General features: G+C 48.6%; 14 protein-coding genes and 4 tRNA genes. 12 read left to right on the forward strand and 6 right to left on the reverse strand.

The genetic code is table 11. The features are described from left to right. From uvrC to nspC, 10 genes are all read left to right on the forward strand, one after another. Complete coding sequence (gene uvrC, locus P2G85_RS11355) at nucleotides 1-1,833, forward strand: excinuclease ABC subunit UvrC (protein WP_275864198.1); 1,833 nt, start codon at nucleotides 1-3, stop codon at nucleotides 1,831-1,833. A 46-nt stretch (nucleotides 1,834-1,879) separates the two neighbouring features. Further along, complete coding sequence (gene pgsA, locus P2G85_RS11360; RefSeq protein ID WP_275864199.1) at nucleotides 1,880-2,437, forward strand: CDP-diacylglycerol--glycerol-3-phosphate 3-phosphatidyltransferase; 558 nt, start codon at nucleotides 1,880-1,882, stop codon at nucleotides 2,435-2,437. Between the two features lie 429 nt (nucleotides 2,438-2,866). Further along, nucleotides 2,867-2,940, forward strand: a tRNA-Cys gene (locus tag P2G85_RS11365). Between the two features lie 3 nt (nucleotides 2,941-2,943). Further along, nucleotides 2,944-3,019, forward strand: a tRNA-Gly gene (locus P2G85_RS11370). 77 nt (nucleotides 3,020-3,096) lie between these two features. After that, nucleotides 3,097-3,183: transfer RNA gene (locus tag P2G85_RS11375), tRNA-Leu, on the forward strand. A gap of 12 nt (nucleotides 3,184-3,195) precedes the next feature. Then, a tRNA-Gly gene (locus P2G85_RS11380) sits at nucleotides 3,196-3,271 on the forward strand. 344 nt (nucleotides 3,272-3,615) lie between these two features. Beyond that, entirely contained in the window at nucleotides 3,616-3,741 is a 126-nt protein-coding gene (locus P2G85_RS11385; protein ID WP_275864200.1) for a hypothetical protein, read from the forward strand. A gap of 476 nt (nucleotides 3,742-4,217) precedes the next feature. After that, nucleotides 4,218-7,094 (forward strand): pyridoxal phosphate-dependent class III aminotransferase, encoded by a 2,877-nt coding sequence (locus tag P2G85_RS11390; RefSeq protein ID WP_275864201.1) that lies wholly within the window; start codon nucleotides 4,218-4,220, stop codon nucleotides 7,092-7,094. 18 nt (nucleotides 7,095-7,112) lie between these two features. After that, on the forward strand, nucleotides 7,113-8,366 hold the full coding sequence (locus tag P2G85_RS11395) for a carboxynorspermidine synthase (protein WP_275864202.1): 1,254 nt from the start codon (nucleotides 7,113-7,115) through the stop codon (nucleotides 8,364-8,366). Between the two features lie 113 nt (nucleotides 8,367-8,479). After that, nucleotides 8,480-9,613, forward strand: coding sequence for a carboxynorspermidine decarboxylase (gene nspC / locus P2G85_RS11400; protein WP_275864203.1), 1,134 nt, complete (start codon nucleotides 8,480-8,482; stop codon nucleotides 9,611-9,613). Between the two features lie 55 nt (nucleotides 9,614-9,668). On the opposite strand, the gene P2G85_RS11405 is transcribed toward nspC, so the two are convergent. Both P2G85_RS11405 and P2G85_RS11410 read right to left on the reverse strand, forming a co-directional pair. Next, the gene (locus P2G85_RS11405; RefSeq protein ID WP_275864204.1) at nucleotides 9,669-10,181 is read right to left on the reverse strand and encodes an ACT domain-containing protein; all 513 of its coding nucleotides are present in this window, start codon (nucleotides 10,179-10,181) and stop codon (nucleotides 9,669-9,671) included. A gap of 216 nt (nucleotides 10,182-10,397) precedes the next feature. Next, entirely contained in the window at nucleotides 10,398-11,270 is an 873-nt protein-coding gene (locus tag P2G85_RS11410; protein ID WP_275864268.1) for a DUF3943 domain-containing protein, read from the reverse strand. A 225-nt stretch (nucleotides 11,271-11,495) separates the two neighbouring features. Between P2G85_RS11410 and P2G85_RS11415 the strand changes: the two genes are divergently transcribed. Then, the gene (locus P2G85_RS11415) at nucleotides 11,496-12,728 is read left to right on the forward strand and encodes a CinA family nicotinamide mononucleotide deamidase-related protein (RefSeq protein ID WP_275864205.1); all 1,233 of its coding nucleotides are present in this window, start codon (nucleotides 11,496-11,498) and stop codon (nucleotides 12,726-12,728) included. Between the two features lie 87 nt (nucleotides 12,729-12,815). Here P2G85_RS11415 and yfaE read toward each other — a convergent pair whose 3' ends face one another. The 4 genes from yfaE to ubiG form a co-directional block, all read right to left on the reverse strand. Next, nucleotides 12,816-13,097, reverse strand: coding sequence for a class I ribonucleotide reductase maintenance protein YfaE (gene yfaE, locus P2G85_RS11420; protein WP_275864206.1), 282 nt, complete (start codon nucleotides 13,095-13,097; stop codon nucleotides 12,816-12,818). Continuing rightward, nucleotides 13,097-14,230 (reverse strand): class Ia ribonucleoside-diphosphate reductase subunit beta, encoded by a 1,134-nt coding sequence (nrdB, locus tag P2G85_RS11425; protein ID WP_275864207.1) that lies wholly within the window; start codon nucleotides 14,228-14,230, stop codon nucleotides 13,097-13,099. The genes yfaE and nrdB overlap by 1 nt, the downstream gene beginning before the upstream one ends. 93 nt (nucleotides 14,231-14,323) lie before the next feature. Beyond that, complete coding sequence (gene nrdA / locus P2G85_RS11430; RefSeq protein WP_275864208.1) at nucleotides 14,324-16,606, reverse strand: class 1a ribonucleoside-diphosphate reductase subunit alpha; 2,283 nt, start codon at nucleotides 16,604-16,606, stop codon at nucleotides 14,324-14,326. Nucleotides 16,607-17,105: 499 nt separating this feature from the next. Beyond that, complete coding sequence (gene ubiG, locus P2G85_RS11435; protein WP_275864209.1) at nucleotides 17,106-17,813, reverse strand: bifunctional 2-polyprenyl-6-hydroxyphenol methylase/3-demethylubiquinol 3-O-methyltransferase UbiG; 708 nt, start codon at nucleotides 17,811-17,813, stop codon at nucleotides 17,106-17,108. A gap of 308 nt (nucleotides 17,814-18,121) precedes the next feature. Between ubiG and gyrA the strand changes: the two genes are divergently transcribed. Further along, nucleotides 18,122-20,770 carry a DNA topoisomerase (ATP-hydrolyzing) subunit A gene (gene gyrA, locus P2G85_RS11440; protein ID WP_275864210.1) on the forward strand — a complete coding sequence of 883 codons (2,649 nt, stop codon included), beginning with the start codon at nucleotides 18,122-18,124 and terminating at the stop codon, nucleotides 20,768-20,770. The last annotated feature ends 113 nt before the right edge of the window (nucleotides 20,771-20,883 follow it).

The following is a 20,883-nucleotide window of genomic DNA, read 5'->3' on the forward strand; positions in this document are numbered from 1 at the left end:
GTGATTCCTGCTTTCGATTCGGCGTCCTTCCTTAAGACAGTGACTCATCAGCCCGGCGTGTACCGTATGTACAACGCCGACGCTGTGGTTATTTATGTCGGTAAAGCCAAAGATCTGAAAAAGCGCCTCTCGAGTTACTTTCGCAAAAAAGTCGACAGTGAGAAGACCCGCGCGTTAGTCAGCAACATTGCCAAAATTGACGTAACCGTAACCCATACGGAAACCGAAGCGCTGATTTTAGAGCACAACTACATCAAGCAGTATTTACCTAAATACAATGTGTTGCTGCGTGATGACAAATCTTACCCGTATATTTTTATCAGCGGTCATCAGCATCCCCGTTTATCATTGCACCGGGGGGCGAAAAAACGCAAAGGTGAGTATTTCGGTCCGTATCCTGATTCCGGGGCTGTACGCGAAACGCTGCACCTGCTGCAAAAAATTTTCCCGGTACGCCAGTGTGAAGATACGGTTTACGCCAACCGGACCCGGCCTTGCCTGATGTATCAAATTGGCCGCTGCGCCGGGCCGTGCGTCAGCAGTATTATTTCTGATCAGGAATATACGGAACTGGTGGGGTTGGTCAGGCTGTTTCTTCAGGGCAAAGACAAGCAGGTACTGGAACTGCTGATCAGCAAAATGGAAACGGCCAGCCGCGAGCTGCGCTTTGAAGAAGCGGCAAAATTCCGTGATCAAATCCAGGCGATCCGTCGCGTGCAAGAGCAACAATATGTGTCGGAAGACAGTGCCGAAGATTTGGATGTGTTGGGTTTCGCCCAGGAAAACGGCATTGCTTGTATCCATATCCTGATGATTCGCCAGGGCAAAGTGCTGGGTAGTCGTAGCCACTTCCCGAAGATTCCGCAAAATACCAGCCAACAGGAAGTATTCGATAGCTTCCTGACTCAATACTACCTGAGTCACAATGAAGCGCGCACTATTCCGGCACGGATCATTCTCAATCAAGAGCTCGCTTCTGAACTCGCTTCTATCCAGTTGGCACTGAGTGACATGGCGGGGCGTAAAATTCAGTTCCATTCCTCGCCGACCGGCACGCGGGGACGCTATCTGAAACTTGCCAATACTAATGCGTTAACGGCGATTACCACCAAAATTAACCATAAAATGACCATTCATCAGCGCTTCACTGCGCTGCGTGAAGTGCTGGGGATGGCATCGATTAGCCGTATGGAGTGTTTCGATATCTCTCACACTATGGGGGAGAGCACCATCGCTTCGTGTGTGGTATTTAACAGTGAAGGTCCGGTTAAACAGGAGTACCGTCGGTACAATATCACGGGGATCACGGAAGGGGATGATTATGCCGCGATGGGGCAGGCGCTGGAGCGTCGTTATTCCAAACAACTGGATGTGGAAAAGATCCCGGATATCATTTTTATTGATGGTGGTAAAGGTCAGCTGAACCGGGCCCATGAGATCATTACCCGCTATTGGGGCGACTGGCCTAAGCGTCCGGTGATGATCGGTATTGCCAAAGGGGTAACACGCAAACCCGGGTTAGAGACGCTGATTAGCGTAGAAGGGGAGGAGTTCCATTTACCCAGTGACGCCCCTGCACTGCACCTGATCCAGCATATTCGAGATGAAAGCCACAATCATGCCATCGCCGGGCACCGGGCGAAACGTGGTAAAACGCGTCGCACCAGTCCGCTGGAGGGCATCGAGGGGGTCGGGCCAAAACGCCGCCAGGCACTATTGAAATATATGGGGGGACTGCAAGAGCTTAAACGCGCAAGTGTCGAAGAAATCGCCAAAGTGCCGGGTATTAGTCACTCTTTAGCAGAAATTATTTTCCAAGCATTGAAACAATAAGCAAAATCCCGCACCATTAAGACGCAATGTGTAAGAGAATAATAAAATGCGTTTGAATATCCCCAACATACTGTCCCTGTTAAGGTTGTTCCTTATCCCGATTTTTGTGGTCGTTTTCTATCTGCCTTACTCATGGGCGCCATTTGCCGCTGCGATGGTTTTTTTTGTCGCCGGCTTTACCGACTGGCTCGATGGGATGTTGGCACGTAAGTTAAATCAGACCTCTCGTTTTGGCGCGTTTATTGACCCGGTGGCAGATAAGGTTCTGGTCGCTACCGCACTGATTCTTATTACCGAACACTTCCATTCGATTTGGGTCACTATTCCAGCTGTAACCATGATTGCCCGCGAAATTATTATTTCTGCACTGCGAGAGTGGATGGCGGAAATCGGCAAACGAGCCAGTGTTGCGGTTTCCTGGGTCGGGAAAGTGAAAACTGCCTCGCAGATGTTTGCACTTTGGGTACTGATCTGGCGCTATGACGAGTGGATGGTGTGGCTGGGTTTCGCTGCACTGTACATCGCGACCTTCCTGACCTACTGGTCCATGGTGCAGTATTTGGCTGCGGCCAAAGATGACTTACTCAATGAAGAGCATCATTAGATTCTTAAAAAGCAGGCTTAGCCTGCTTTTTTCTTTGTAGGTTGTTTCTAGGTGACTTTGTTTTCTAGGTGACTTAGTCACGACTACCTGGTCGTTCGTCTCGCGGAAAGGAAAATGTGAGCGGAGTCTTGTTATTCGCTTAAGATGGAAAGTTAGTCCGGTTTGGCTGACTAAACTGAAGCTCTCGCCCTCTTAATGTCGGTAGGAAATGGCGACTTAGGTAGTTCAAATCTCTCAATAAACAAGTGCGCTACGGTGATTTTTTGTGATGAAACTAGTCGATTTTTCGTCTTTCGCACAAAATCTAGTCAAACGGTTTAAAAAACTAAAAATAGTATTGACTCGATTGCACGAATCCGTAGAATGCATCCCGTACCCAAGAGAGCATGGCTTGAAAGGGGAGTAAGATAAACTTCTTACAACTAAGAAGGCGCGTTGGCAGAGTGGCTATGCAGCGGATTGCAAATCCGTGGACCTCGGTTCGACTCCGGGACGCGCCTCCATTTGCGACACTAGCTCAGTTGGTAGAGCGCAACCTTGCCAAGGTTGAGGTCACGAGTTCGAACCTCGTGTGTCGCTCCAGATTTGGTGATATGGCGTAAGCGGTATCCAGATGGTGTGTTACTTTTCTGTAATGGCATCACAAAGTATATTTGTGTGCCCTGGTGGTGGAATTGGTAGACACAAGGGATTTAAAATCCCTCGGCGTTCGCGCTGTGCCGGTTCAAGTCCGGCCCGGGGCACCATCTCAATATTTTGCGACACTAGCTCAGTTGGTAGAGCGCAACCTTGCCAAGGTTGAGGTCACGAGTTCGAACCTCGTGTGTCGCTCCAGATTATAAAACCCAGCCTCGTGCTGGGTTTTGTCGTTTTTCTTCACTAGAATTTTTCTGATCCGGAAAGCCATCGCGATCGCACCGTTCTGCCTAGGGTAAAAGTATTGCATAACGTTGCCCTGCCTGGATGCCCGCATGTCTTCAGTTCAGGCCTGAGTTACAACCAGGTGGTTATGCTGGTTTTTTTTATTGCAATAAGCAAGACATTGCCATGCCGTTGGCAGGTCTACATCTCTCAATAGCTATTGAACGCGACCTGAACGCTTCACAACACGCTGAATGTAACGCGATTGCACGCCGGAATGGGACCCGATTCAGACGCCTTTGTGCTGGGTTAAGGCTGTGAATGAGCCTGACTTTATCGCTGGCTTTGGTGCGCATGATTTGGTCCGCGGTAAGCGGATATTAAGTCGTCAGGGTGATACGGATATTGGCTTAGTTGCCAAAGGCTCATTCTGTACACGTTAATATGTGATCTTGTTCTAAAAATAGAGTGTAAAAATGATTGCCAGAGCGTTTTGTTTTGTGATAAATTCGCGCGCAATCTCGGAGCGATAGAAATCGACGAAAACATCTCTGGGGGATACGCGTAGTGACCATTCAAGCTGATTGTGACACTACGTAGGGTAGGTATCAGTAGCACCTATTACTGATAGACGGGATACTAATGTTGCAGAAAGCAGCATGTTAATGGGAAACCCAACATTGAAATCTTTAAATAATCACACATTAATCAGCTTCATATTACCGAAATGCCCAGTTCGACAAGATAGCTGCATTACGGAACCTTGATTATTTCCCATCCGTTTTAGAAGTCGCGTTTATCGCGACGAGTTGCTTATGTTTGCGATTTAGCAAGCAGAGTGACTGATTTATGTTGCCTGTTATTTACCACCGAATCCTGATAGCAGGAATTGAAGTTACCACATTCAAGGGATCAACGTATGAGCACCGCCTTTGAAGTCGATAATACTATCGCGAATATTTCTCCTTCTCTCGTCCCCGTTGTTGAGGGCTTGTATGACTTAACGCCGGATCAAGTGCTGCTGGATCAGGCTGAGCATGAATCAGAAGTACGTTCTTATCCACGTCGATTGCCGATTGCGATTAAGCAGGCTTACGGCTGTTTGGTTGAAGACACACGCGGACAGGTCTTTTTAGATTGTTTAGCAGGTGCGGGAACGCTAGCACTGGGTTACAACCATCCTGAAATTAATCAGGCATTGAAAGAACAGCTGGACTCTGGCCTTCCATATCAGACTCTGGATATTGCGACGAGTGCAAAAACTCAGTTTATTCAGTCTGTGAAGTCGTTTTTGCCGGCAGAGCTGGGCGATAACAGTGTGATCCAGTTCTGTGGACCATCTGGTGCCGACGCGGTAGAAGCTGCGATTAAGCTTGCCAAACAAACCACTGGCCGCAACACCATGTTTGCATTCCGCGGGGCATACCACGGCATGACCAACGGTACCATGGGGATGATGGGTAACTTGGGCACCAAAGCGCGTCGTACCGGGTTGATGTCTGATGTCCATTTTATGCCGTTCCCTTATAACCTGCGCTGCCCGTTTGGCCTGGGTGGTGACGAAGGTGCTAAAGCCAGTATCCGTTATATCGAGCGTTTATTAAACGATGATGAAGCGGGTATCATGAAACCAGCGGCGATCATTGTCGAACCAGTTCAAGGTGAAGGCGGTGTAATTCCTGCCCCGGCATTCTGGCTGCGCGAGCTTCGTCGTATTTGTGATGAGCACGGAATCCTGCTGATTTTCGATGAAATTCAATGTGGTGTTGGTAAGTCAGGTTACAACTTCGCCTTTGAAGAAGCGGGTATTGTGCCAGATGTCCTGTGCTTATCTAAAGCCATTGGTGGCGGTTTGCCAATGTCACTGCTGGTGATTAACAAACAGCACGACACCTGGAAGCCGGGTGAGCACACAGGTACTTTCCGTGGTAACCAACTGGCGATGGTTTCAGGTGCGAAAGCCCTTGAAATTATTCAGCGTGACAACCTGGTTGAGCATGCCAACGTTGCCGGTCAGTACTTACGATTTGGTCTGGAAAGTATCCAAAAACGCGTTAACTGTATTGCTGAAGTGCGCGGTAAAGGTTTGATGCTAGGCGTTGAAATCAAGAACCCTAACGGCGAGCTCAATAAGTTCGGTGAACCTCTGGCTGATGGTCAGTTGACACTGGCGATTCAACGCGCCGCGTTAGAGCGTGGTTTGATGGTTGAAAAAGGTGGTCGTGACGGTTCGGTGATCCGTTTCCTTCCTCCGTTGATCATTACTTTTGAGCAAATCGACTTTGCCTTGCGTGTTCTGGAAGAAGCGATCATCGCTGCAGGTGGTAGCCATGTTGAAGCGGCACCACAAGAAGAGTGGAAAAAACATTTCATCCATACCGGCGAACTAGGTAGCACTGAGTTTGCAGCGGTGATGAACCACACGACTGCGGCCATGAAGTCGGTGTTTGAGCAAGTTGACGCACCGTATTCAGGTATGGATCCTAAAGCGCTAGAAGATGCGATTAATGCTGTCGATCTGGACAACAAAAACGCGCCACTAACATCGGTGATTGATGATGCGGCAGAGCTTGTGGCTAAAAACGCAATCTTCACGCAACATCCTGATTGTATTGCGCATTTGCACACGCCGCCTTTGATGCCGGCCGTTGCCGCAGAGGCGATGATCGCGGCGCTGAACCAGTCAATGGACTCCTGGGATCAGGCTTCATCTGCGACTTACGTTGAACAGAAGGTCGTGAACTGGCTGTGCGATAAGTACGAGTTGGGCGAAAAAGCCGACGGTATTTTCACTAGCGGTGGCACCCAAAGCAACCAAATGGGCTTAATGCTGGCGCGTGACTGGATAGCAGACAAGCTAAGTGGCCACTCAATTCAGAAGCTAGGCCTTCCTGAATACGCGGACAAACTGCGCATCGTATGTTCGAAGAAGTCTCACTTCACGGTGCAAAAGTCGGCATCTTGGATGGGGCTGGGTGAAAAAGCGGTGATGACCGTTGATGCAAACGCAGATGGCACGATGGACATCACTAAGCTGGATGAAGTGATCGCTCAGGCAAAAGCTGAAGGGCTAATCCCATTTGCGATTGTTGGTACCGCGGGCACGACAGACCACGGTGCGATTGATGATTTAGACTTCATCGCGGACATGGCTGAAAAACATGACATGTGGATGCATGTTGATGGCGCGTACGGCGGTGCGTTAATTCTTAGCAGCCACAAAGCGCGTCTGAAAGGCGTAGAGCGAGCACATTCAATCAGTGTTGATTTTCACAAGTTGTTCTACCAAACAATTAGCTGTGGCAGTCTGTTGGTCAACGACAAGTCGAACTTCAAGTTCCTGCTTCATCATGCTGATTACTTGAATCGTGAACACGACGAGTTGCCGAACTTAGTGGACAAGTCAATCGCAACGACCAAGCGTTTTGATGCTCTGAAAGTGTTCATGACAATGCAAAACGTTGGCCCGAAAGCACTTGGTGATATGTACGATCACCTACTGGCTCAAACGCTGGACGTGGCAGACATGATCCGTGCGAACGATCAGTTTGAACTGTTGGCCGAGCCTTCGTTGTCAACGGTATTGTTCCGTGCAACACACGCATCAGCCGATCTCGACGAACTGAATAAAACGCTACGTCTGGAAGCGCTGACTCGCGGTGTCGCGGTATTGGGTGAAACCGTTGTCGACGGTAAAACCGCTCTGAAATTTACGATTTTGAACCCGTGTCTAACGACAGCGGACTTTGAATCTCTGCTCTCTAAAATCAATATGCTAGCAGTTGAGCTAGTTTAACAAAGGTAACGGAAAACTATGGCAATTCTACAGATTGGTGCAGGCGGCGTTGGCTGGGTAGTTGCACACAAAGCAGCACAAAACAACGACGTTCTGGGTGATATCACAATCGCATCACGTACCGTAGGTAAGTGTGAGAAAATCATCGAATCGATTCAGAAGAAAAACAATCTGAAAGATTCAGCTAAGAAACTAGAAGCTCGTGCAGTAAATGCTGACGACGTAGATGCTCTTGTTGCTCTGATTGAAGAAGTGAAGCCGGACCTGGTGATCAACGCAGGTCCTCCATGGGTAAACATGCCAATCATGGAAGCGTGTTACCGGGCAAAAGTGTCATACCTAGATACATCAGTAGCGGTTGACCTGTGCTCTGAAGGTCAGCAAGTTCCACAGGCTTACGATTGGCAATGGGGCTACCGAGAGAAGTTCGAAGAAGCCGGTATCACTGGTATCCTGGGTGCTGGTTTCGATCCAGGCGTCGTATCTGTGTTTGCAGCATATGCAGTTAAACACCTTTTCGATGAGATCGACACCATCGACGTGATGGACGTAAACGCGGGTGACCACGGTAAGAAGTTTGCAACTAACTTTGACCCGGAAACCAATATGCTAGAGATCCAGGGTGACTCTTTCTACTGGGAAAATGGCGAGTGGAAGCAAGTACCTTGTCACTCACGTATGCTTGAGTTCGAATTCCCGAATTGTGGCTCGCACAAAGTGTACTCAATGGCGCACGACGAAGTGCGTTCAATGAAAGAGTTCATCCCTGCCAAACGTATTGAGTTCTGGATGGGCTTCGGTGACCGTTACCTGAACTACTTCAACGTAATGCGTGACATCGGCCTACTTAGCCCAGATCCGCTAACGCTGCACGATGGCACCGTAGTACAGCCTCTTCACGTGTTGAAAGCACTACTACCAGATCCAACGTCTCTGGCACCGGGTTACACCGGTCTGACGTGTATCGGTACCTGGGTTCAGGGTAAGAAAGACGGTAAAGAGCGTAGCGTATTCATCTACAACAACGCTGACCACGAAGTGGCATACGAAGATGTAGAGCACCAAGCGATCTCTTACACCACAGGTGTACCGGCGATCACGGCAGCGCTACAGTTCTTCCGCGGCAAGTGGGCAGATAAAGGTGTGTTCAACATGGAACAGCTGGACCCAGATCCGTTCCTGGAAACCATGCCGTCTATCGGTCTGGACTGGCATGTTCAAGAGTTGGAACCAGCTCAAGGGTTACCAGTTATCCACGAACTTAAAAAGTAAGTCGTCAAGCCTAGACTTATCTTGATTTAACTAAATCTAAGCCGATGCAACTGCGTCGGCTTTGTTCGATTTTATAGTGCCTTCGTTTGGGCGAGGGGACTCAAGGTATTAACATGCAACACAATGAACTAAAAACCCCGTACTTCATGATCAATGAAGACAAGCTGATTGCGAACCTGGAGAAAGCAAAACAGCTAAAAGAAATCTCAGGCGTCAAGCTGGTGTTGGCACTGAAGTGTTTCTCAACCTGGGGCGTATTCGACATCATCAAGCCTTACTTAGACGGCACAACCAGCTCGGGTCCGTTCGAAGTAAAACTTGGCTACGAAACGTTCGGCGGCGAAACGCACGCCTACAGTGTGGGTTATAGCGAAGATGACGTGCGTGAAGTGGCAGACATTTGTGACAAGATGATCTTCAACTCGCAGTCTCAGCTCGCGGCTTACCGTCATATCATTGAAGGCAAAGCGTCAATTGGTCTGCGCCTGAACCCGGGCGTGAGCTACGCAGGCCAAGACCTGGCAAACCCGGCACGTCAGTTCTCTCGTCTTGGTGTACAAGCAGACCACATCAAACCTGAAGTCTTCGATGGTATTGATGGTGTGATGTTCCACATGAACTGTGAAAACAAAGATGTGGATGCGTTTATCGGTCTGCTGGATTCAATCTCTGAGCAGTTTGGTCAGTACTTAGATAAGCTAGATTGGGTGAGCATGGGCGGCGGCGTATTTTTCACCTGGCCAGGCTACGATATTGAGAAGCTAGGTTTAGCGCTTAAAGCGTTCTCTGAGAAACACGGCGTACAAATGTACTTAGAGCCGGGTGAAGCGATCATCACTAAGACCACAGATCTGGTGGTTACAGTGGTTGATATCGTAGAGAACGTGAAGAAGACTGCGATCGTCGATTCTGCGACAGAAGCACACCGTCTTGATACGCTGATTTATGATGAGCCAGCCTCTATTCTGGAAGCATCAGAAAACGGTGCTCATGAATACGTGATCGGTTCGTGCTCGTGCCTGGCCGGGGATCAGTTCTGTGTGGCGAACTTTGACCAACCGCTGGAGATTGGTCAGCGTTTACACATCATGGACAGTGCCGGATACACCATGGTGAAGCTAAACTGGTTTAACGGTTTGCGTATGCCATCGGTGTACTGTGAGCGTTCAAATGGCGAAGTCCAAAAACTGAATGAGTTTGATTATTCAGATTTTAAACGTTCTTTATCGCAGTGGTCGGTGCAATAAGCCGGAAACCTCACAACTAAAAAGAGCAGCGTCTGCTGCTCTTTTTTATGCCGGTTTAACTTTCAATCACGACCCGGGTATCTTCACTGAGTGATTCAAGCTCGTTGGCGATATCATCAATGTCCATCTCATTGGGTAGTCTGAGCGCTATCTTCGCCGTGAACAGACTTGAGCTGATGCCTCCCCCTCCGGCAATGAACACCCGCTGGCAGTCCATATCTAAGATAGAAATGCCCTGTCCGTCAAGAACATGGGTGATCTCGTTGACAATACCGGCGCGGTCGTTGGCGTCGAGACGAATTTGATAAATGGTGTCTTCGCGGTGTGCATGAAGATCAGAATCGACAAAATGGACAGTTAATGTCTGGCAGGCTGAAAACGCTTCTTTTACGATGTCGGCATTCTGGGCCGGAAGTTCGACTTTAATGACGCCTGCCACTTGGTCTTCAATAAAGTTAACTTTACTGATTAACCACTTACCCCCATTTTCATGCGTAACTGCGGCGAGCTGCTTGATGGTTGCAGGCGATGCCTGACCAATGAAATTAACGATAAATACAGTGTTCATATTGTCCCCTCCCGGCGAAAAGCTTAGGACGCGCCACCACAAATGAGACGCTTAAGTTATTGGAATAAATCCCTTTATTTCAGTGTAGGTGTAAGCCCATCACTGTGTTTGATAAAAGTCAATTTTTCTTACTAATTCGTGATGCAAACAATGAAAACTCTGGCTAGGGCACAAAAAAAAGCAGCGTTTCCGCTGCTTTCTCAGATAGTGATGTGATTAAAACGTCATTTTCAGTTCTACCCCGTAGAATTGGCGGTCGTAACTGGCTCCGGCATCCATTGCGAACTGTGCGGCGTCTTGGTTACCAAACCAAGGCGTTGAGCTAAACTGAAAATCGGCACTGCCTCCCCAGGCATTGGAAACCCAGTAATGGATGTGCCCGACAGGGTTAAGGAGGAATAACGAGACATCACCCATGGTTTCTGAGCCCATTACTTCACCACCGTTGCTAACAATATCTTGCTCTGCGGTTAACATCATTTCACCGACGACGGCGCCAAAGAAAGGGGTAATGAAGATATCCTGCCAGGATGGGACTTCGGCAAAGGCTTCCACGCCATATTCCCAAAAAAAGGTCGACATGGTGGCAGAGTAAAGAAAAGACTCAAACTCGTTGTAACCCGCGTGACGCGCTGCGGTATAGTAAACACCACCAAAATAAGGGTGCATAATGTAGTTCAGGAAATGTTCATCTCGATCCCACACTGGTCCATTTTTGACATTGTCTTTCCATTTTTTACCCAGTTGGCTCATGTCGCGGTCTTCTTCATCCCACTTGGTAATACTTTCTGGTAAAAATGTCATTAAGCCCACGGTGGCAACGCTCAGCCCGAGGATGGTGTAGGTTTGCCCCATCAGGTAGTCCCAATCTTTATCTTTTGGCACGATTTGGTGTTTTGGGTGCAAGCCAGCATCCAGATCATAGGCGTCTTCACTGTTTTGTTCAAAAGTGAGACTAGGATTAATCGTGTCAAATGTATACAGAGCGGGGCTTTCGCAGTAGTCTGATAGACATGTAGGAGAGTAGGAAAACTCAATATCCTGACTGGCATCGTATGCCATCGCGTGTGTCGCAGCAGAGGCGGTCATGACGAGGCTAGCTAGAGTTCTTTTGAACGTAGTTGAGTTTGACACTAAGGTCTCCAAGTGTAATGTTTAATGATCGAGCTCACAATTATCCCCCAAAAGAACAGTCATTTAAACACTTGGATTTCAGAAAACCTAAACTTAAGGCCTTAATCTCCAGATCGAGAAATAAAAACGATAAATTCCCTTATAACTAGAAGAGATTCTAATGATTTTTAGGAGTCAGTTGTGAAAATTGCGATGCTCAGCACCGGTGAAGAGGTGCTTCACGGAGATATTGTAGATACCAATGCCGCTTGGCTGTCTAATCTGTTTTACCAGAAGGGATTTGCGCTGACTAAACGCTCGACAGTGGGCGATCAACTGTCCGCATTGGTCGAAGAGCTTTTGATGCTCAGCTTCAATAATAATGTGGTTATCGTCAACGGTGGTCTGGGGCCAACCACCGATGATATGAGCGCATCGGCGGCAGCTAAGGCCGCAGAGTGTAAGCTGGTGTTGTTCCGGGACTGGTTGGCACATCTGGAGCAATTATATGCCCGCAGGGGTAAACCAATGCCTGATAGTAATTTAAAGCAGGCGATGTTACCGGAAACAGCGACCATTCTGGATAACCCAATCGGTACGGCTTGTGGTTTTCAAATGGAAATTAACGGTGCGGTGTTCTATTTCACCCCGGGTGTACCGAGCGAATTTAAGCTGATGGTCGAAACGCAGGTTTTACCTGATCTTAAACGCCGCTATCCTGATACAGCTGCTTTTGAGTGTAGCCGCTTGTTTACCTTTGGTCTGTCTGAATCCGGGATTTCCGATAAACTGGACCGGCTAAAGTTGCCATCAGGATTTGAGCTGGGCTATCGTTCTTACCTGCCATTTATTGAAGTCAAACTGTTTGGACCGGCAGGTCAGTTGGAACAGCGGCTCAAGATGATGCAGATCATCTACAGTCATCTGGAGAGTAACACCGTGAGTATTGATATACCTATGGTGGCTCATGTCGGCCAGTTGTTGGTTGAGCGGTCGCTAAGTTTGTCGGTTTCCGAGCAAAGTAGCCATGGTCACCTGACATACTGGTTAAATGGTGATGAGCAGCTCGCCAGCCAGTTTGGCCATGGTTGGGTATTGTCTGAGCAAGGCGTTGCTGTTGCCGATCAGGGTGATCCGCTCGCGGCGACTTTTGCGTTGGCCGGGGCGACACGTGATAAGTGTGGCAGTGATCTTGCCTTGGTTACTGGCAAAGTAGAGGATGGGGTGTTTTCGGTTGCGCTATCCACGCCAGCGGGCGAGTGGGGGGCGTTATACAAGCTGTCGAGAAAATACTCCGGCTCAGACCGCGCCCAAGTGATCAGTGCAACGGCATTGGATCTGCTGCGGCGTTATCTGGAGCGTAAGCCCATGTCTGGCCGATATATGTTCCTTGATACGGTTAAAGAAATGCACATACCGAAAAGTGCGATGTAATAAGCACATCGTAGTGAACTGAATTAAGATAACGCAGACAAAAAAGCCAAGGCATTGCCTCGGCTTTTTAATTGCTCTGCTCTGGGCTTACGCACGCTGTTTTTCTTTCAGCGTGTAGTTGACACCAGTCAGCTTAAGGTTTGATTTCGCTTTGCAAATGCACGGCAGAATTTCGTTCCCTTGGGTGTAGGCCATGGCAAAACCAACATACTCCACTTCACCTGATTCCAACTTGCAACGACACGCACCACAGTGCCCATCACGACAGTTGTACTCTGGTAATAGACCAGCTTGCTCCATTGTCTCCAAAATCGTATTGGATGGGTTGGACTCAATGCTGACGAGTTTGTTGATTTTGATATTCGGCATTACAGCTCAAATCCTTCGAAGTCGTCTGCACTTACTTCGTTGTCGATCTGACCAACAAGGTAAGAAGAGATTTCTGCTTCCTGAGGGGCAACCTGAACGTTATCTGAAGAGAGCCAGGCGTTAATCCACGGAATGGGGTTGCTGGTGGCGTCCGGATAAGCAGCAGGCAGGCCAACTGCTTGCATGCGGATGTTGGTGATGTACTCAACGTATTGGCTTAGGATGTCTTTGTTAAGACCGATCATTGAACCATCTTTGAACAGGTACTCAGCCCATTCTTTCTCTTGCTCAGCCGCTGCTTTGAATAGGTCAAAACACTCTTGTTTGGCTTCTTCAGCGATTTGCATGAATGAGAAGTCGTCCTGACCGTTACGCAGCAGGTTGATCATGTGCTGAGTACCGTTTAGGTGCAGAGCTTCATCACGCGCGATCAGCTTGATGATTTTCGCGTTGCCTTCCATCAGCTCACGTTCGGCAAATGCGAACGAGCAGGCGAAACTGACGTAGAAACGAATCGCTTCCAGTGCATTAACGGACATCAGACAGACATAGAGTTTCTTCTTCAGCTCGTACAGGCTGACTTTGATGGTTTGGCCGTTGACCACGTGCTCACCTTCACCGAAACGGTGATAGTCGTTGGTCGCCTGGATCAGGTCATCGTAGTAGTGGGCGATGTCTTTGGCACGCTTTAGGATATGCTCGTTCTCAACGATGTCGTCAAATACCACACTTGGGTCGTTGACGATGTTACGAATGATGTGCGTGTAGGAACGAGAGTGAATGGTTTCTGAGAAAGACCAGGTCTCGATCCAGGTTTCCAGCTCAGGCAGAGAAACCAGAGGCAGCAGCGCTACGTTCGGGCTGCGGCCCTGAATAGAATCCAACAGCGTCTGGTACTTCAGGTTGGAGATAAAGATGTGTTTCTCGTGATCTGGCAGCTTGTTGTAATCGATACGGTCGCTGGATACGTCTACCTCTTCCGGGCGCCAGAAGAAAGACAGCTGCTTTTCAATCAGCTTTTCAAAGATCTCGAATTTCTGTTGGTCGTAACGGGCCACGTTTACGGATTGGCCAAGGAACATTGGTTCCTTTAGTTGGTCGTTTTTGTTCTGGTTAAAAGTACTGTAAGCCATAATGCCTCAATTCCTTTTAGACCTCCCCAAAAGGGGAGGTGTTCGATATTCTGTTATTAATTCAGCTAGTTCGGATTGTTAGTGTGGGGAAGATTAAATCTTACAACCGCCGCCTGCACAATCGTCATCTTGTGGTTGAACTGCGTCTTTCTGGTCATCTTTCGCGCCGTCACGGGTGTTATGGTAGTAAAGTGTTTTTACCCCAAACTTGTACGCGGTCAGCAGGTCTTGAAGTAGTTTCTTCATTGGAACCTTGCCGCTCTCGTAAACTGACGGGTCGTAGTTTGTGTTCGCCGAGATCGCCTGGTCTACGAATTTTTGCATGATGCCCACAAGATGCAGGTAACCGTCGTTAGAGCCGATGTTCCAAAGCAGCTCATAGTTGTCTTTGAGTTCCGTGAACTCCGGCACCACCTGCTTGAGGATACCGTCTTTTGATGCTTTTACCGACACGTAACCACGTGGTGGTTCAATACCGTTGGTTGCGTTTGAGATCTGGGAAGAGGTCTCCGAAGGCATCAGCGCAGTCAGGGTTGAGTTACGCAAGCCGTGCTGCATGATTTCTTGGCGCAGGCTATCCCAGTCGTAGTGCAGCTCTTCGTCACAGATCAGGTCGACATCTTTTTTGTAAGTGTCGATTGGCAACAAACCTTTTGCGTAATTGGTCTCACCGAATGAAGGACACTTACCTTGCTCTTTCGCCAGCGCTACCGACGCTTTGAGTAAGTAGTACTGCATCGCTTCGAACGTGCGGTGAGTGAGGCCATTTGCGCTGCCGTCAGAGTACTTAACGCCATTCTTCGCTAGGTAGTATGCGAAGTTGATAACACCAACCCCCAGGGTACGACGGTTCATGGTCGACTTGTAGGCCGCTGGCAGCGGGTAATCCTGGTAATCCAGCAGCGCGTCGAGTGCGCGTACTACCAGATCCGACAATTCCTCAAAGTCATCCAGAGACTGGATGGCACCCAGGTTAAACGCCGACAGCGTACATAGTGCGATTTCGCCTGAATCATCTTCAACGTTGGTTAGAGGCTTAGTTGGCAGTGCGATTTCCAAACATAGGTTCGACTGGCGAACTGGTGCTACTTCTGAATCGAATGGGCTGTGAGTGTTACAGTGATCCACGTTCTGAATGTAGATACGACCTGTTGATGCGCGCTCTTGCATTAGCAGAGTGAACATCTCAATCGCTTTAACGGTCTCTTTCTTGACTGAAGGATCGTTCTCGTATTTCACGTACAGGCGTTCGAATTCTTCTTGGTTTTCGAAGAATGCGTCGTACAGGCCCGGTACGTCGGATGGTGAGAACAGGGTGATGTTGCCACCCTCAACCAGGCGTTGATACATCAGTTTGTTCAGCTGCACACCGTAGTCCATATGGCGAACACGGTTCTCTTCCACACCTCGGTTGTTCTTAAGTACCATCAGAGAACGAGCTTCGCCGTGCCACATCGGATAGAACACCGTTGCTGCGCCGCCACGGACACCACCTTGAGAACAACATTTCACCGCAGTCTGGAAGTATTTGTAGAACGGGATACAGCCAGTGTGGAATGCTTCACCACCGCGGATTTCAGAACCCAGCGCCCGGATACGACCGGCGTTGATACCGATCCCGGCACGTTGAGAAACGTAACGAACAATTGAGCTTGCGGTTGCGTTGATAGAATCCAGGCTATCACCACACTCAATCAGTACGCACGAGCTGAACTGGCGGGTAGGGGTCCGCACACCAGACATGATTGGCGTCGGCAGAGAGATCTTGAATGTCGAAGTCGCATCGTAGAAACGTTTGATGTAATCAAGACGTGTCTGTTTCGGGTAATTAGCGAACAGGCAGGCTGCCACCAGGATGTACAGGAACTGGGCACTTTCGTAGATTTGCCCGGTTACGCGGTTCTGGACGAAGTATTTTCCTTCGAGCTGTTTTACGGCTGCGTATGAGAAATCCAGATCGCGTTTATGATCGATATAGCTGTCCAGCTCATCAAGTTCTGCTTTGGTGTAGTCTTCCAGAATATGCTTGTCATATTTACCCATATCAACCAGACGCGACACGTGATCGTAGAGCGTTGGTGGCTCATATTGGCCGTAAGCTTTTTTACGCAGGTGGAAAACCGCCAGGCGAGCAGCCAGGTATTGGTAATCCGGTGTTTCTTCTGAAATCAGGTCTGCCGCAGACTTAATGATGGTTTCATGAATATCTGAGGTCGTGATACCGTCATAAAACTGGATGTGAGCGCGCAATTCGACTTGTGAGACAGAAACATTGTTCAGGCCTTCTGCGGCCCACGTGATAACGCGGTGAATCTTATCGAGATCGATAGTTTCCTGGCGACCATCGCGCTTTGTGACGGTAAGTTTTTGGTTCATTCTGCTTTATTTCCCTAACAAAACTGATTAAAGCCGTGTTTTTGTTTGTTTATGTGCAATTTTTGTAAAAATTGCGTCGGCTTTGTGATCATGGTCTACCTATATATTGTAGTCTAAACACAACATATAGGGGTTGGTTTGTTTTCGGGTTACAAGATAGTGCTATTGCTGGCAGTTTTCAAGGGAGCAGAAACTGGAAGAGTTGTGGATAACTTGGAAAAACAAAAAAAACAGTAAGTGGTTACTAACCGATGAGAAAAGGGCAGAGTTGATGGGGGAAAAGTGGCTTTTGGCGATCGGTTCATAAATAACCGCAGATAAAAAAAATTTCCTTGATCTTTGGCAATTTTTTGTTAGCAAAAAAAGATTGGTTAGAATGCCGCCGAGTGCACAAAAAAACGGCAGCGAAAGTAAAAAAGGCGATGCATTTGTGCTATCGCCTTAGGTGAAAATTTGTTTCGGGGCCAGGGAAAAATGGTAATGCTGCCCCGCTAACGCATTAGCATTTTTGGGTATGAACGATATAGTTGACATCGACATTAGACCCCAGCTTGTAGCTGTCGGTAAGCGGGTTGTAATGTAGGCCCGTAATACCGAGTTCGGTCAGATCGGTTTGGTCGATCATTTTCAGCATTTCCGCCGGGCGGATAAATTTGTCGTGATCATGGGTGCCTTCCGGCACGATTTTCAATAGTTTTTCAGCACCAACAATGGCGAATAAGTATGACTTGATGTTGCGGTTTAACGTCGAGAAGAAGACGTGACCGCCGGGCTTGACCAGCATGGCACACGAACGAATAACCGAAAGTGGATCGGGAACATGCTCGAGCATTTCCATACACGTTACCACGTCATAAGTACCAGCGTGCTCTGCCGCATGGTCTTCGATGGTGCTTTGAATGTAAGTCAGTTTGGTGCCGGTTTCCAGCGCGTGTAACCGCGCGACTTCCAGTGGCTCTTTACCCATATCCAGGCCGGTAACGACCGCTCCCTCTTTGGCCATGCTTTCAGCAAGAATGCCACCACCACAACCGACATCAAGTACGTGTTTGCCAAATAAACCATCGGCTTTTTCGAGTACATAGTTCAAGCGTAACGGATTAATTTGGTGCAGCGGTTTAAATTCACCTTCCAGATCCCACCAGCGTGAAGCCATTTCTTCAAATTTCTGGATTTCACTCGGATCGACGTTTTGGGCTTTGGTCATCATGTTTGTCTTGGATTAGTTCTGAGTCCTTGAGTGGCGCGATTATACTCTAATGCAACAAATGGACAAAACAGCTTGTCTTCAAAGTTGCCCAATCAGAGTGAAATTGGCTTGTGCTGATGGAAATGTAGTCACTTATCAGAAAGATATGGGACTAGTGTGCAAATTCTCGTCATTTGAGGCATCACCAACCTCACAACCTGATAAAAGGAGAGGGAAAGAGATGCCGAAGTGCGGAATTGTGTGTTATATTTTTGCACCTTACACGTATCGTATTTACGATCAGAAAATAGAGGGATAATGGCTCTATGAGCGATTTAGCTAAAGAGATCACGCCCGTAAACATTGAAGACGAGCTTAAAGGTTCGTACCTAGACTACGCGATGTCCGTTATCGTGGGTCGTGCTCTTCCGGATGTGCGTGATGGCCTAAAACCAGTACACCGCCGCGTGCTATACGCGATGAACGTACTAGGCAACGATTGGAACAAACCATATAAAAAATCAGCCCGTGTTGTCGGCGACGTAATCGGTAAATACCACCCGCATGGTGATAGTGCTGTGTACGACACCATCGTACGTATGGCTCAGCCGTTCTCGCTTCGTTACATGCTGGTCGACGGTCAGGGTAACTTTGGCTCGATCGATGGCGACTCTGCTGCGGCAATGCGTTATACCGAAGTTCGTATGGCAAAAATTGCCCATGAACTTCTGGCTGACCTAGAAAAAGAAACGGTAGACTACGTACCTAACTATGATGGTACTGAGCAGATCCCTGCGGTTCTGCCGACTAAAGTTCCTAACCTGCTGGTTAACGGTTCTTCCGGTATCGCGGTAGGTATGGCGACCAACATTCCACCTCACAACCTGGGTGAAGTGATTGATGGCTGTCTGGCATACATCGATAATGAAGCGATCACTATTGATGAATTGATGGGTTACATACCCGGCCCGGATTTCCCAACCGCTGCACTGATCAGTGGCCGTAAAGGCATCGTCGATGCTTATAAAACCGGTCGCGGTAAGATCTACATGCGCTCTAAAGCGGATATCGAGACGGAAAAAAATGGCCGTGAAACCATCGTGGTTACCGAGATCCCTTATCAGGTGAACAAAGCTCGCTTGATCGAAAAGATCGCTGAGCTGGTGAAAGATAAGAAAGTTGAGGGCATCAGTGCGCTACGTGATGAGTCTGACAAAGACGGTATGCGTATCGTTATTGAATGTAAGCGTGATGCGGTCGGCGAAGTGGTTTTAAACAACCTTTACGCTCAAACTCAGCTTCAAACGACTTTCGGTATCAACATGGTGGCGTTGGACAATGGCCAGCCTAAGCTTTTCAACCTGAAAGAGATGTTGAAGTGCTTCGTTGACCACCGTCGTGAAGTCGTGACTCGTCGTACTATCTTCGAACTACGCAAAGCACGTGAGCGTGCCCATATCCTGGAAGGTTTGGCACTGGCACTTGCCAACATCGATGAAATCATCGAACTGATCCGTAACGCGCCAACACCGGCTGAAGCAAAAGCTGGTCTTGTTGCTCGTGGCTGGGACCTTGGCAATGTTGCTGCGATGCTGGAGCGTGCCGGTACCGATGCGGCACGTCCAGAGTGGCTTGAGCCACAGTACGGTATCCGTGATGGTCAGTACTTCCTGACGGAGCAGCAGGCACAAGCTATCCTGGATCTACGCCTACACAAACTGACCGGTCTGGAACACGAGAAGATTCTTGACGAATACAAAGCACTTCTGGAAGAAATCGCCGAGTTGATGCATATCCTTGCAAGCACTGAGCGTTTGATGGAAGTGATCCGTGAAGAGTTAGAAGCGGTGCGTGATGGTTTCGGTGACGAGCGTCGCACTGAAATCACGGCTGCCAGCCATGATATCGACATGGAAGAGCTGATTGCTCGTGAAGACGTAGTAGTAACGCTATCACACGGTGGCTACGTGAAATACCAAGTGCTGAGCGATTACGAAGCCCAGCGCCGCGGTGGTAAAGGTAAGAGCGCCACGAAGATGAAAGATGAAGACCATATTGAGCGTCTTCTGGTGGCCAATACCCACGACAACATTTTGTGTTTCTCTACCCGTGGTAAGACCTACCGCTTGAAAGTGTATCAATTGCCACTGGCAAGCCGTACCGCCCGTGGTAAGCCGATTGTTAACATCCTTCCACTGGAGGACGGTGAGCGTATTACCGCTATTCTGCCGGTAGATGAGTTCTCAGCAGACAAGTTCATCTTCATGGCGACCGGTGACGGTACCGTTAAGAAGACGTCACTGGATCAGTTTGCAAACGTACGTTCAAACGGTCTGATCGCGGTTAACCTGCGCGAGGACGACTCGCTTATTGGTGTTGATATCACCACAGGTGACAGCGACATCATGCTGTTCTCGAAAGCCGGTAAAGTGGTTCGCTTCAGTGAAGACAAAGTCCGTCCAATGGGCCGTACAGCTGCTGGTGTTCGTGGCATGAAGCTGGGTGATGATGATCAGGTGGTTTCTCTTATCGTACCGTCGCATGAAGGTGACATCCTGACAGTTACAGAAAACGGTTATGGTAAGCGTACGGAACTGGATGAGTACCCAACTAAGGGCCGTGCAACTCAGGGCGTGGTGTCAATCAAGGTTTCTGAGCGTAACGGTCCGGTTGTCGGCGCGATACAGGTAGAAGAAGGCGACGAGATGATGATGATCACCGACGCCGGTACTCTGGTACGTACCCGTGTTGCCGAAGTCAGCCAGGTAGGCCGTAATACCCAGGGTGTGACCCTGATCCGTACCGCCGATGACGAATCTGTCGTTGGTCTGCAGCGTATCGAGGAAGTTGAAGAAGCTGAATTGCCAGAAGGCGAAGAAGCAGAAGCAAATGAAGCGACAGAGGCCAATGCAGAGCAGCCGGCAGCTGAAGCGCCTGCAGCAGATGACGCAGCAGAAGGTTCTGAGGAAGAGTAATTCTTCATCTTAATCGCTAATGTTGAAAGCCGGGCATCACGCTCGGCTTTTTTGTATCTGCATCACCGCAATGACGAAGCTATATCTGTACACTAAGCCTACCTTTATTTATG

The sequence above is a fragment of the Vibrio sp. CAU 1672 genome, from assembly GCF_029223195.1.
In the GTDB taxonomy this organism is placed as follows: domain Bacteria; phylum Pseudomonadota; class Gammaproteobacteria; order Enterobacterales; family Vibrionaceae; genus Vibrio.